General features: G+C 44.1%; 11 protein-coding genes. 4 read left to right on the top strand and 7 right to left on the bottom strand.

Annotated elements, in window-relative coordinates; genetic code table 11:
* Positions 1–7: 7 nt before the first annotated feature.
* Positions 8–1258 (bottom strand): MFS transporter, encoded by a 1251-nt coding sequence (locus CI597_RS16090; protein WP_024726426.1) that lies wholly within the window; start codon positions 1256–1258, stop codon positions 8–10.
* A gap of 111 nt (positions 1259–1369) precedes the next feature.
* Positions 1370–2020 (bottom strand): TetR/AcrR family transcriptional regulator, encoded by a 651-nt coding sequence (locus tag CI597_RS16085; RefSeq protein ID WP_024726427.1) that lies wholly within the window; start codon positions 2018–2020, stop codon positions 1370–1372.
* 151 nt (positions 2021–2171) lie between these two features.
* Between CI597_RS16085 and clpB the strand changes: the two genes are divergently transcribed.
* Both clpB and CI597_RS19050 read left to right on the top strand, forming a co-directional pair.
* Complete coding sequence (gene clpB / locus CI597_RS16080; protein ID WP_024726428.1) at positions 2172–4754, top strand: ATP-dependent chaperone ClpB; 2583 nt, start codon at positions 2172–2174, stop codon at positions 4752–4754.
* Positions 4755–4844: 90 nt separating this feature from the next.
* The gene (locus CI597_RS19050) at positions 4845–5003 is read left to right on the top strand and encodes a putative holin-like toxin (protein WP_328514495.1); all 159 of its coding nucleotides are present in this window, start codon (positions 4845–4847) and stop codon (positions 5001–5003) included.
* Positions 5004–5172: 169 nt separating this feature from the next.
* Here the strand turns inward: CI597_RS19050 and CI597_RS16075 are convergent, their stop codons facing one another.
* Positions 5173–5982, bottom strand: a complete 810-nt coding sequence (locus tag CI597_RS16075) for an HAD family hydrolase (RefSeq protein ID WP_024726429.1) — start codon at positions 5980–5982, stop codon at positions 5173–5175.
* Positions 5983–6082: 100 nt separating this feature from the next.
* Positions 6083–6568, bottom strand: a complete 486-nt coding sequence (locus CI597_RS16070) for a peptidylprolyl isomerase (protein ID WP_024726430.1) — start codon at positions 6566–6568, stop codon at positions 6083–6085.
* A gap of 173 nt (positions 6569–6741) precedes the next feature.
* On the opposite strand from CI597_RS16070, the gene mltG reads away from it, so the two are divergent.
* Both mltG and nifJ read left to right on the top strand, forming a co-directional pair.
* Entirely contained in the window at positions 6742–7602 is an 861-nt protein-coding gene (gene mltG, locus CI597_RS16065; protein WP_024726431.1) for an endolytic transglycosylase MltG, read from the top strand.
* Between the two features lie 273 nt (positions 7603–7875).
* Positions 7876–11400, top strand: a complete 3525-nt coding sequence (gene nifJ / locus CI597_RS16060) for a pyruvate:ferredoxin (flavodoxin) oxidoreductase (protein ID WP_024726432.1) — start codon at positions 7876–7878, stop codon at positions 11398–11400.
* A gap of 67 nt (positions 11401–11467) precedes the next feature.
* On the opposite strand, the gene CI597_RS16055 is transcribed toward nifJ, so the two are convergent.
* The 3 genes from CI597_RS16055 to CI597_RS16045 form a co-directional block, all read right to left on the bottom strand.
* Positions 11468–12328 carry a MurR/RpiR family transcriptional regulator gene (locus tag CI597_RS16055; RefSeq protein ID WP_095143012.1) on the bottom strand — a complete coding sequence of 287 codons (861 nt, stop codon included), beginning with the start codon at positions 12326–12328 and terminating at the stop codon, positions 11468–11470.
* A 45-nt stretch (positions 12329–12373) separates the two neighbouring features.
* Complete coding sequence (dhaL, locus tag CI597_RS16050; protein WP_024726434.1) at positions 12374–13012, bottom strand: dihydroxyacetone kinase subunit DhaL; 639 nt, start codon at positions 13010–13012, stop codon at positions 12374–12376.
* 78 nt (positions 13013–13090) lie between these two features.
* Positions 13091–14089: a dihydroxyacetone kinase subunit DhaK gene (locus CI597_RS16045; RefSeq protein WP_095143011.1), complete on the bottom strand. Its 999-nt coding sequence runs from the start codon at positions 14087–14089 to the stop codon at positions 13091–13093.
* Between the last annotated feature and the right edge of the window lie 50 nt (positions 14090–14139).

Below are 14139 nucleotides of genomic sequence, written 5' to 3'. Positions count from 1 at the left end.
AAGTTTTTTATTCAGCAGCTGGTTCTGCCAGGGAAATTGTCCGGAATATTTTTCTGGATTTCCAGGAGATCAGACAGCAGATCAGACAAGCGCCGTAGACCGCAAAATAAGACTGGCCCTTTAAAACGTCAAACAGGACTCCATATACGGCCTGCCCCAGAGGCTGGGAACACATGGACAGTGCCATAATACAGGAGATGACTTTGCCGATCAGATGGTGCGGTGTCAGAATCTGTACAAATGAGAGCATCTGTACGGTAAACATTGTGGAGCAGACCATCATAAAGAAACTGCACAGGGTGATCACAATGTAGGCTGCCATTGGAAGAATATCCAGATTCAGCACGAGTCCGATCGGGAGGAGGGCTGCTCCGCTGAGCAAAAGCAGAACATGGACACCCTGGATATTCAGCCTTTTTGCAAAGACTCCGGTGAGAATGCCGCCCAAAAGGCCTCCGAGGGCTAAGGCTCCCTGAGCATATCCATAAAGCTGGCTGGACATATGGAGAAACTGCGTGATGATCACAGGCAGGCCTACGATGATCAGGGCACTTAAAAATAAGTTAAATGCGCAGACAATCAGGATTCCTTTCCCTATGACAGGCTGTTCTGTACGGATGAAGCGGAAACTATCTGAAAGATCCTGTTTTACTACCGCAAACACACTGGTTCCCTTTTTCGGCTTTTTAAACGGGATATGGATAAACAGTTCCATTGTGGCAGAAAATAAAAAGCAGACGATGCTCACATATAATATCGGGCAGATTCCGTAAAATCCGTATAAGGCTCCGCCTGCCACCGGACCAATCAGATTGGCCAGAGCATTGACCTGATTGATGACTGCATTTCCGGAAAGCAGACGGTCCGGGCTTATAAGAACAGGAAGGCTTGCCTGGACTGCCGGCTGGTATGCTCCCTGAATGCCGTAGAGGAGCATCAGGGTGATGATCAGAAGCAGTACCAGGGAAACATGACCCAGAGCTGCCGTAAACAGCAGGATCAGTGCGCTGGTCGCGTAATCAAGAATCACCATGATATTTCTTTTGTTGACCCGGTCCGCAACGATTCCCCCTGCGGGTGACAGAAGGATCATAGGAATAAATGAGCAGGCGGTGACTACGCCGAACAGGGATGCAGATCCGGTTTCATTCAAAAGGTACAGAGGAAGTGCAAACCTCAGGATGGAATTGCCGAACAGAGAAATGATCTGTCCGATCACTACGAGGGAAAAATCCCGTGTGAATAGTTTATCGTTCATAAAAACTCCTTTCATACATTCGGTTGGTATGTAAAATGACAAAAAAATTGGTGTTTTCATCAGTCACCAAGACCGGACTGTATGAGTCCAGTCTGAGGACGGATGGATGAGTCAGCTTTTTTCTTCAAGCTGTTTTCGGTAAGATTCAAGCACAAGGAGTGCTTCGTCATCCAGCAGAGGTATTCCGAGCCGTTCCAGCAGATCTTTCATAAACTGTATTTTGTGAATGAGTTCTTCTTCTGTATTTTGGATGATAAATGGATTCATCCAGAGATTGAACAAGATGAGCATGGCTTCTGAAAGTTCTTTTGGATATTCTGTTTTTATGGAACCATCCCTGACTCCTTGTTCCACTAACGGCAGAATCAGCCGGGGTGCCGTATCATTCAGACTGTCAAAAAGCTGTTTCATGAGGAAGCGCGGATTTTTCATGATATTAGGAGCGGCCTTGATGATCAGCTGATTGCCTGGATTGTTTATTGATACGATCATCAGCTTTTTTAATTTTTCAAGTCCTGTACCGGATTCATTCAAAATATCTTCGTAGTCCTTCTCCTGCCCGCCGTAGAGCTGGTCCATGACGGCTTCTATAATCTCACTTTTGGATTTAAAGTGATGATATATGGCGCCTTTCGTCAAATCCCCCAGTTCGTCGATGATATCCTGAATGGTTGTGTGCTCGTAGCCTTTTTCCAGAAATAATTTCAGCGATGCGTCCAAGATCCTCTGCTCTGTAATCTCGGGATATTTATTTCTTGCCATGGAATAACATCCTTTCTTATATACATACTATTGGTATGTATATAAAATAGCAGATACATGGAAGAATGTCAAGAAATGAAAAAATAATACTTGCTTTTTATATGCTAGGTGTTATACTAAATATAGAACAAATAAGATTGGAGGAGTGAAAATGAATATTAATAAGTTTACTCAAAAGTCGGTCGAAGCAGTAAATCAGTGTGAAAAGATTGCTTATGACTGCCAAAACCAGGAAATTGACCAGGAACATTTATTATATAGCCTGCTGACCATAGAAGACAGTTTAATCCTAAGTCTTTTGGAGAAGATGAATGTCAATAAAGATTCCTTTTTGGCCCAGGTACAGCAGCTGCTCCAGAAGAAACCGAAGGTTTCCGGCGGACAGGTATACATGAGCCAGGCGCTGAATCAGGTACTGCTGGCAGGGGAAGACGAGATGAAAGCCATGGGAGACGAATATGTATCTGTGGAGCATCTGTTTCTTGCCATGATCAAAAAGCCAAACAATGCGGTGAAAGAACTGTTCAGAGGTTATGGAATCACCAGAGACCGTTTCCTGGAGGTTTTGTCCAAAGTAAGAGGAGACAAAAAGATAACCACTGATAATCCCGAGGCAACGTATGATACGTTGGAGAAATATGGATACGATTTGGTGAAGCGCGCCAGAGAGCAGAAACTGGACCCCGTGATCGGGAGAGACAGCGAGATCCGGAATGTTGTCCGCATCCTGTCAAGAAAAAGCAAGAATAACCCGGTGCTCATCGGAGAGCCCGGCGTCGGTAAGACTGCGGTAGTAGAAGGACTTGCCCAAAGGATCGTCCGAGGGGATGTACCGGAACAGTTAAAGGACAAGACGATTTTCTCTCTGGACATGGGATCTCTTGTGGCAGGTGCCAAGTACAGAGGAGAATTTGAAGAACGTCTGAAAGCAGTTCTTGAAGAAGTGAAAAAGAGCGAGGGACAGATCATCCTGTTCATCGATGAGCTGCACACGATCGTAGGAGCAGGAAAGACAGAGGGCTCCATGGATGCGGGCAATATGCTGAAACCGATGCTGGCCAGAGGAGAACTCCACTGTATCGGAGCGACTACTCTGGATGAGTACCGTCAGTATATTGAAAAAGACGCGGCTCTGGAGAGAAGGTTCCAGCCGGTCATGGTGGATGAGCCTACCGTTGAAGATACGATTTCTATTTTGAGAGGAATTAAAGAGCGCTACGAGGTTTTCCACGGGGTAAAGATCACAGATGGATCTTTGGTGGCTGCTGCGACCCTGTCAAACCGCTATATTACGGACCGTTTCCTTCCAGATAAAGCTATTGACCTGGTGGATGAGGCATGTGCCATGATCAAGACAGAGATGAACTCCCTGCCTTCAGAGCTGGATGAGGTCCAGAGGAAGATCATGCAGCTGGAAATCGAGGAAGCTGCGCTCAAGAAAGAAGATGATAACCTGAGCAGAGAACGTCTCTTGGAACTTCAGAGAGAATTGGCAGAGATGAGAGAAGATTTTAATGCCAAGAAAGCCACATGGGAGAATGAAAAGTCTTCCGTGGAGAGGGTTTCCAAACTGAGAGAAGAAATTGAATCTGTAAACAACGAAATACAGATTGCACAGAGAAACTATGATTTAAATAAGGCTGCGGAACTTCAGTATGGACGCCTCCCTGAGCTGAAAAAACAGCTGGAGGAGGAAGAAGAAAAGGTCAGAAAAGAAGACAGATCCATGGTCAGGGAAAGTGTAACAGACGAAGAGATCGCCAAGATCATTTCCCGCTGGACCGGTATCCCTGTGGCTAAACTTACGGAGAGTGAGAGAAATAAGACACTTCATCTGGATGAGATCTTACACAAAAGAGTTGTGGGGCAGGACAATGCAGTGCAGCTTGTGACGGACTCTATCATCCGTTCCAAGGCGGGGATCAAAGACCCGAGCAAACCGATCGGCTCTTTCCTGTTTCTTGGACCTACAGGTGTAGGAAAGACGGAGCTTGCCAAGGCACTGGCAGAGAGTTTATTTGACAATGAACAGAATATTGTCCGCATCGATATGAGTGAATATATGGAGAAACACTCCGTAGCCCGTCTCATCGGGGCGCCTCCGGGATATGTAGGATATGAGGAGGGTGGACAGCTGACGGAAGCAGTCAGAAGAAAACCTTATTCTGTTGTATTGTTTGATGAGGTGGAGAAAGCTCATCCTGATGTGTTTAATATCCTGCTGCAAGTGCTGGATGACGGAAGGATTACAGATGCTAAGGGAAGGACCGTAGACTTTAAAAATACGATCCTTATCATGACTTCCAATATCGGTTCCACCTATTTGCTGGAAGGCATTGATCAATCCGGTAATATTACAAAAGAGGCAGAAGACATGGTTATGGCAGACTTAAAGAACCATTTCAGGCCGGAATTCTTAAACCGCCTGGATGAGATGATCCTGTTTAAACCGCTGACGAAGGAAAACATCACGAATATCATTGACCTGTTAGTTGCAGAATTGAATAAACGTCTCAGTGACAAAGAGCTTGCCGTAGAGCTCACACCGTCAGCAAAAATCTTTGTGGCGGACAACGGATATGACCCGATGTACGGTGCCAGACCGTTAAAGAGGTATCTGCAGAAGAGCGTGGAAACATTGGCTGCAAGGCTGATCTTAAGTGATGGGGTTAATATGGAAGATACGATCCTGATTGATGAACAAAACGGGGAACTGACGGCAAGAGTGAAATAAGAAGATATATAAAAAGGCTGTTCTAAACAACAGTCTTTTTATGATGAGTAAAATATTGTAATTAAATATAAAATATAGTATAATTTGCTTATGGAGTATTTCGTGTACATGGTGGTAGCCTCCCGACTCATAAAAAAGGGGAGGTGGTGTGAGATGACAGCATTTGAAGCAATCTCATTGATGATTTCATTCAGTCTGTTTACTGTAACACTGCTTGCCTACATAGATAGGAAAAACAAGCGTAAATAAATAAGCCTACCCTGTACTTGGCGGTCTGGGTAGGCTTATGCACAAACCGGAGGCTAACCACCTCAGTGGGCGATATGCTCCTTTCTTTACTTATACTATACTATTTTTGGGCGTTTTTGTAAAGGATTTCAGAGATTTTGCTGAAGTTTCTCTTTTCAAAACCCTCTTTTTACAAAAAACCATAATGTTCCAGTGCATTCCAAATTCCATGTGCGTCAATGTCCGTTGTCACATACTCCGCAGTATCTTTTACACAGTCATATGCATTCCCAAGAGCGATACCGTGTCCTGCAGCTTCAAACATGGGCAGATCATTGGGGGCATCTCCGAAAGCATAGCAGTCATCGATTGGGATGTTAAGGTATTCCGCAATAAAAGTAATGGCAGTTCCTTTGGATGTGTCTTCCGGGATAACTTCATAAAAATCTTCGCCATTTTTGATGCACTTGAACGGAAAGTCCAGGGAGTGAATATCTTCAATAAAGGCGGTCATATTCTGAGGCGTATCCGGACTGGAAAAGCAGACCAGTTTATCAAAGGATTTTACATTGTTCCAGTTAAATTCTATCACCATGCCGTCAGAACTTCTGCATACTTGGATCATGGAAGCGTAATAGGGATGGAACGAGGTGTCATCGTCAGTGTAATAGGAACAGCGGCTTCCTTCCAGACAGGCACGGATGCTGTGGCTACGGCACAAATCTATGATCCGGGATTGGATATCTTCAGGAAGCTCACGGTGGTACAGGATATCTCCCTTGTAGCGGAGATCGGTGCCGTTGCCGCAGAGGTAGCCGTCGAAATCCAGGGAAAAGAAGTCATTCCCTATATATGCATAAGGCCTTCCGGTATTCAAGATGATTTTATGGCCGTTAGCCTGGGCCTGCTTTAATGCTTTGGCTGCACTCGGCGGGATCTGACCGGTCTTATTGCTGTACAAAGTCTCATCCACATCGAAAAATAAATATTTATGTTCCAAAAGTGTTCCTCCCTATCTGATGTATCCTCTTTACTGTGTCAAAAGAAATGCTTAGAACCGCACGGTGTCCTAAGCATTTCAAGTAAGTCTTTTAATGTTTTTATTCTTCTACGGTCACAGATTTCATAACCTGTTTTTCCAACGGCGCGTCAGAATAGTCCGTTGCCACCTCAGCGAGTTTATTGACGACATCCATGCCCTCGATGACCTGTCCAAATGCGGCATACTGTCCGTCCAGATGCGGAGATGTTTTGTGCATGATAAAGAACTGGGAACCGGCAGAGTCCGGAGCCATTGACCTTGCCATGGATAACACGCCCGGCGTGTGCTTTAAGTCGTTCTTTACTCCGTTCATGCTGAACTCACCTTTAATGGTGTGTCCCGGTCCTCCGGTTCCGTTTCCGTTCGGACATCCTCCCTGGATCATAAATCCGGAAATAATGCGGTGGAATGTCAGTCCGTCATAAAAACCTTCCTTCACCAGCTTCACAAAGTTTTCTACTGTGATCGGAGCGATATCCGGATATAATTCTGCCTTGATCATATCTCCGTTTTCCATTGTAATTGTTACGATTGGGTTTGCCATAATTCCTATTCCTTTCTATATCTTCCTATATAACTGATTATATAGCAAACCAAAAGAATGTCAATGAAGTTACAAATGTATTAAAAATATTAAAAAATCTAATAAAAAGGGTGGTATTTCAGAACAATATCAGTATAATGAGAGATAATCAGTGTCGAATTATGGAGGAATTTATGGGTTTAAGTTTTTACGAAAAGAAAAAGAAATCAAAAAAACTGTGGATTTTACTGCTGGCTCTGGTCATTGCTGCCCTGGGTACAACCTGCTGGATGTTCAAAGTGAAAAAAGAAGAGCGGGAACAGGCTGCGAGAAAAAAACAAGAAGAGCGGACGGTCAGGATCACGATACCAGAGGGCTATACGGCAGAACTTGCGGCGAAGAAATTTGAACAGAATGATGTCTGCAAGGCAGAAGATTTTTTGAAAGCCGCCGATGATCTTGACAGTTATTCTTATGAGTGGCTGAAATCGGTGCCCGAAAAGGCACAGGTAAGCTATAAACTGCAGGGATTTTTATTTCCTGATACCTATGAGGTATACAAGCATACCGATGCCAAAAAGATCGTGGCTATGATGCTGGATAATTTCAATACCAAATGGGAGCAGCTATCCAAAGAAAACAAGACCGGTCTCACACCATATGAAATCGTGACTCTGGCGTCTGTCGTTGAGAGAGAGGCCAAGGTGGATGCTGAATATGCAAAGATCTCCGGTGTGATCTACAATCGTCTGGACAAAAAAATGAAACTCCAGATTGATGCAACTGTGCTCTATCCTCTTACAAAAGGGAAATATAATAAGAAAAGAACACTGTATAAAGACCTGGAAGTGGATTCCCCATATAATACGTACAAAAATCAGGGTCTCCCGGAGGGGCCGATCTGCAATCCGGGGATCAATGCTTTGAAGGCAGCAGTTTCCCCGCAGAAACATTCTTATCTCTATTACCATACAGATAAGACCGGAAAGGGAACTCATATTTTCTCAGAAACCTTCAGTCAGCACGAAGAATCTCTAAAAAATCAGGCAAAATAGACAAAAGACACTGTTATTTTTTGGACAAGATTTTTCCTTAAAAAAAAGCTTCATAAAGTACTAAAAAAAATACGAAGAAATTTAGTTAAAATCCTTTAAAAACCCGTTTGAATGATGTAAAATAAGGCTGTATACATGATTGTATACAGTTTTATTTTGTTCTAAACAACGGTCCCGTTGTTGTGATAACATCCTGTCTCCTTTGTAAGGAGAAGGGAAAAACTTAAGTGTAGATTGTTAATATTTGCACAAGATTTTTTAGGAGGAAGAAACATGGCAAGAAAAATGAAAACCATGGATGGTAACACAGCCGCAGCACACGTATCTTATGCGTTTACTGAGACAGCTGCAATCTATCCGATTACACCATCCTCACCAATGGCAGAATCAACAGACCAGTGGGCAACACAGGGAAAGAAAAATATTTTCGGACATCCTGTAAAATTAGTTGAAATGCAGTCTGAAGCCGGAGCAGCAGGAACAGTACACGGTTCTCTTGCAGCAGGTGCACTGACAACTACTTACACTGCATCTCAGGGATTACTGCTGATGATTCCTAATATGTACAAGATCGCAGGTGAATTAATGCCTTGTGTATTTGATGTATCTGCACGTGCAATCGCATCTCATGCACTGAATATTTTTGGTGATCACTCTGACGTTTACGCTTGTCGCCAGACAGGGTTTGCAATGCTTTGCAGCTCCAGCGTTCAGGAAGTCATGGACTTAGGCGCTGTTGCTCATTTATCTACAATCAAGGGAAGTGTTCCTGTATTACATTTCTTCGACGGATTCAGAACATCTCATGAGATCCAGAAGATCGAAATGTGGGACAATGAAGACCTTGCAGATATGGTGGATTACGAAGCTCTTGAGAAGTTCAGGGCAAACGCTTTGAATCCGGAACATCCGGTTCTCCGCGGATCTGCACAGAACCCAGACATCTTCTTCCAGGCAAGAGAAGCATGCAACAAATACTACGATGCATTCCCGGCGATCGTTGAAGATTACATGAACCAGGTAAATGCTAAGATCGGTACAGATTACAAATTGTTCAACTACTACGGTGCTCCTGATGCTGAATCTGTGATCATCGCTATGGGATCTGTATGTGAGACCATCGATGAGACCATCGATTACTTAACAGCAAAAGGCGAAAAAGTAGGTGTCGTTAAAGTAAGACTTTACAGACCGTTCGTTGCTGAAAAATTAGTGGAAGTGATCCCGGAAACTGTTAAGACAATCAACGTTTTAGACAGGACAAAAGAACCGGGATCTCTTGGTGAGCCATTATACTTAGATGTTGTTTCCGCATTAAGAGGAACAAAATTCGAGCAGGTGACAATCAACGGAGGACGTTACGGATTAGGTTCTAAAGATACAACTCCTGCTGATATCATCTCTGTATTTAACAATAAAGACAAGAAAGAATTTACTGTTTCAATCAATGATGATGTGACAAACTTATCTCTTGAAAGAGGAGAAGCAGTTTCTTCCACACCGGAAAGCACAGTAAGCTGTAAATTCTGGGGCCTTGGAGCTGACGGTACTGTTGGTGCTAACAAGAACTCTATCAAGATCATCGGTGACCATACAGATAAATATGCTCAGGCATACTTTGATTATGACTCTAAGAAATCAGGCGGTGTTACAATTTCCCACTTACGTTTTGGTGATGACCCGATTAAAGCAACATACCTGATCAACAAAGCTGACTTTGTAGCATGCCATTGTGCTCCGTACATCACAAAATACAACATGGTTCAGGACTTAAAAGATGGCGGAACATTCCTCTTAAACTGCAGCTGGCCGGTAGAGGAGATTGGAGATCACCTTCCGGGACAGGTAAAAGCTTACATGGCTAAGCACAATATCAAGTTCTATGTGATCGATGGTATCAAGATCGGTAAAGAAATCGGACTCGGCGGACGTATCAACACAGTTCTTCAGTCTGCATTCTTCAAGTTATCAGGAATCATTCCGGAAGCAGATGCGATCCAGTACATGAAAGATGCAGCTACCGCTTCTTACAGCAAGAAGGGTGACCATATCGTTAAGATGAACCATGACGCGATCGAAGCAGGTGCCAAGAGCGTCGTAGAAGTTCCGGTTCCGGCAGAGTGGGCTGACTGTGCAGAAGAAAGCTTACTGCACCCAGTATCCGGAGACAGAAAAGAGCTTGTTGATTACGTCAACAACATCCAGAACGCTGTCAATGGACAGATCGGTAACTCCTTAAAGGTAAGCGACTTAGTTCCTTACGCTGACGGACATATGCCTCAGGGATCTGCAGCATATGAAAAACGTGGAGTTGCAGTAGATGTTCCTACATGGAATCCGGACAACTGTATCCAGTGTAACTTCTGTGCTTACGTATGTCCTCATGCAGTGATCCGTCCGGTTGCGATGACAGAAGAAGAACTGGCAGCAGCACCGGAGGCTACAAAATCACTTCCGATGACAGGAATGCCGGATTACAAATTTGTTATGACAACCACTGTTCTTGACTGTACCGGATGCGGTTCCTGTGCAAATGTCTGCCCAGGAAAGAAAGGCGAAAAAGCCCTTACTATGGTATCCTTAGACAGTATGAGAGATCAGCAGGAAGTTTACAACTACGGACAGTCATTACCTGTCAAAGAAGATATCTTCGACAAGTTCAAACCGGAATCTGTTAAGGGAAGCCAGTTCAGGAAACCTCTCCTTGAGTTCTCTGGAGCTTGTGCAGGATGTGGAGAGACACCATATGCAAAACTGATCACTCAGTTATTCGGTGAAAGAATGTACATTGCCAATGCAACAGGATGTTCTTCCATCTGGGGCGGTTCTTCACCGGCAACACCTTACACAGTAAACAGAGAAGGACAGGGACCGGCTTGGTCAAACTCTCTGTTTGAAGACAATGCTGAGTTCGGTTTAGGTATGTTCACAGGACAGACTACACTGAGAGCTCAGACAAAAGAAAAAGTTGCTGCCCTGGCAGAGACAACAGAAAATGCAGATGTAAAAGCAGCTGCAGCTGAATATTTAGACACTTACACAGACGGCAAGAAAAACGGAGCGGCTACCAAGAAGTTAGTTGCAGCGTTAGAGGCATGCGGATGTGATGAAGGAAAAGAGATCCTTAAGATGAAAGATTACTTATCTAAGAAATCTCAGTGGATCTTCGGCGGTGACGGATGGGCTTACGACATCGGATTCGGCGGTGTTGACCATGTACTTGCAAGCGGTGAAGATGTAAACATCTTTGTATTTGATACAGAAGTTTACTCTAACACCGGCGGTCAGGCATCTAAATCCACACCGGCAGGAGCGATCGCTCAGTTCGCAGCAGCTGGTAAGGCTGTGAAGAAGAAAGACCTTGCAGCAATCGCAATGAGCTACGGATATGTATATGTTGCTCAGGTTTCTATGGGTGCTGATTACAATCAGACAGTCAAAGCAATCGCAGAGGCAGAGGCTTATCCGGGACCTTCACTGATCATCGCTTACGCTCCATGTATCAACCACGGTATCAAGGGCGGAATGAGCATTGCTCAGTCTGAAGAAAAGAAAGCAGTTACATCAGGATACTGGAACTTATTCCGTTTCAACCCTGAATTAGCTGAAGAAGGAAAGAATCCATTCTCCTTAGATTCTAAAGAGCCTACAACAGAGTACAATGACTTCATCATGGGTGAGGTTCGTTACAACGCTCTTGCTCGCCAGAATCCTGAGAGAGCTAAGGAACTGTTTGAGCAGGCAGAAAAGAATGCCAAAGAAAAATATGCTCGTTTGAAAGAATTAGCAGATAAATAAAATATCTTTAGCAAAAATGAAGAAGTCGGGACACTGATTAGCAGTATCCCGGCTTCTTTTTTTGATTCTACAATTTTGTTGTTGATAAGTAAACTTCCATCTCATCCGTTCGCTTTTTGAGAGAGGGAGAAGATTTTGAAGTCTGTGTCAATAAACATATTTTGACCGCGTAAAGGAGTGCATCACATATGGCCATAGAACACAAATGTGATAAGGGTTCTTTTGTCTCATTGAACAAAGGGTGTTCTTCGGTGCTGGACAGAATATGATCAGAGACCCTTGCCAAAGGTGAATCACTGTCGGAGGTAATCGACATGATCGTCATTCCGATATCTTTTGCGATATCAGCAGCCTGAAGCACTTGTTTTGAAGTTCCGGAACCAGAAATTGCGATCACAACGTCTTCTTTACTGCCAAGGCTAACATTGTTCAAATAGTACTCGGAAATGGAACTGCTAAAAGACTGAACACCAAACCGGGAAAGCCGAAAGCTTAAATCCAATGCAATCGGTGTCGTGTTTCCTGTAGCTATGATATGAACCGCAGGAGCTTTGAGCAATATAAGAGCACATTGCAACAGTACATCTTTGGACAAATTGGATGAGAGGTTTCTTAAGTTTTGAATATTGCGTTCAAACGTATAAGAAACAAAATCTGTATCTGCATCAATGCCAATATCATTGGATTTTGTGCCGATATCTCTGGATAAAATTAAACGTAGCTGATAGTATCCCTGATACCCTAGATGTTTGCAGGTTCTTACAACCGTTGCCTCGCTGGTACCGCTGGCTTTGGCAAGTTGGGATACGTTCATCATGACAACTTCATCCGGGTGATCTTTTATATAGTCGGCAATTTGCTTTTCCTTTGAAAATAACTGTTGATAAAGGTTGTCGATGCTGTCTAAAACATTGATTTCGCTTGACATACAACCTCCTTTCATTGTTGGTGGGCTGCTATGCATATAAGTTAATTATAGTATAGACTGGATAGAAGACGCAAGACAATCTAGGATAAAATAGCAGCTGGTTGCACCTGCATCAAGAACACCGCGGCTTCGTTCTCCCAGACGGCTTGACCGTCCAATCTTAGCTATCATATCTTTGGTAGACTCCCATCCTTTTTTAGCGGCATCCCTCATGGCATCCAGACATTCAGAAAAATCTTTCCCTGCTTCTTTTGCTATTATGAAAGCTTCTTTTGCAGGGATCAGAGTATCAAGAAGAGTCTTGTCTCCAAGCTTTGCAGGGCTGATCTCCTGGATCCCTTCCGCAGCTTTGGTGATCATCTTTCCGAATACCTCTACATCAATGTCCTCTTGATCTTCGCTTGCAGCAGAAAGCTCATCAAATAAAAGTCCGTATAACGGCCCCATAGAACCTCCGATATCCTCCAAAAGAGTTTCCCCAAGAGCACACAGGCCTTCGCTCATGTTATAGGTTTGGCCTTTCAGTTTATCTTCACACATGGTAACCCCTTTGTTCATATTGATGCCGTGGTCGCCGTCACCGATCTTTCCGTCAATCTCGCTTAAGTAATCTCTCTGTTCCTGGATTGTCTTGATCAGATGATCGACGATAACGCCTGCATCTGCATTTTTAAAACTTGACATTATCTTTCTCCTTATTATCATTTTATCCGCACTAACAGGAATAGCTATACGGTTTATTCTGGCTTCTCGTGTCATTCCCTACAGCTGCTTTAAGCCGACAGAGTTGCAAGGCACGTCGATGCATTCTTTCAGTTCGTCATCCAGCTTCATGACAGTGAGTGTGACACCCATCATTTCCAGAGAAGTAAAATAATTTCCTACATATGCTTTGTGCACACTGATTCCTTTTTCAGTGAGAACTTCTTCTACGCGGTCATAGACAATGTACTGTTCCATGACAGGTGTGGCACCTAATCCTGAGAGGAGCACAACAACTTCGTCACCCTCTGCAAAAGGAAGGTCCGGAAGAATGATATCCAGTATTTCATCTGCGATCTCGTTTGCAGTTTTTAAAGGCTGTACATTAATGCCCGGCTCCCCGTGATGTCCGATTCCCACTTCCATGGTCCCGTCTTTGATCTCAAAGTTTGGATGTCCCACAGCCGGGATGGTGCACGGTGCAGTACCGATCCCTACGGATCTGGTGTTGTCGATGGCTTTCTGTGCCGCGGCGATGACACCGTCAAGGTCTGCTCCCATGGAAGCTTTTGCGCCTCCGATCTTCCACATGAGGACTTCCCCGGCAACACCGCGGCGTTTTTCCAGCTCATCCTTCGGAGCAGATGCACAGTCGTCGTTGGCAACCACTGTTTTTACATCGATTCCCAGTTTCTTTGCTTTTCTCATAGCCATTTTGACATTCATGTTGTCCCCGGCATAATTTCCGTAAAGACATGCAACACCCTTTCCTGAATCAGCCTCTTTCATGGCGTCCAAAAAAGCTTTGGCCGTAGGTGATGAGAAAATCTCTCCCACAGCTACCGCATCACACATATTCTTTCCGATGTAACCGATGAACGCCGGTTTATGTCCGGAACCTCCTCCGGTGACAATGCCCACTTTTCCTTCCACCGGTGCATCTTTATATTTCAGGACACGGGGATCTTCTGTAGGCGCCACGATATCCTTGTGTGTCTTTACAAATCCTTTCAGCATATCCTCAACAGCGTAATCAGGATTGTTTACAATTCGATTCATCTGTTCTCCCTCCTATATCTCAGCCGCGATGGCTTTCAGATTCTTAAGTC

The organism is Anaerostipes hominis (ex Lee et al. 2021), from assembly GCF_002270485.1.
GTDB lineage: Bacteria > Bacillota > Clostridia > Lachnospirales > Lachnospiraceae > Anaerostipes > Anaerostipes hominis.
The sequence above is the reverse complement of the archived record's forward strand: the minus strand, read 5'-3'. Positions and strand labels throughout refer to the sequence as shown.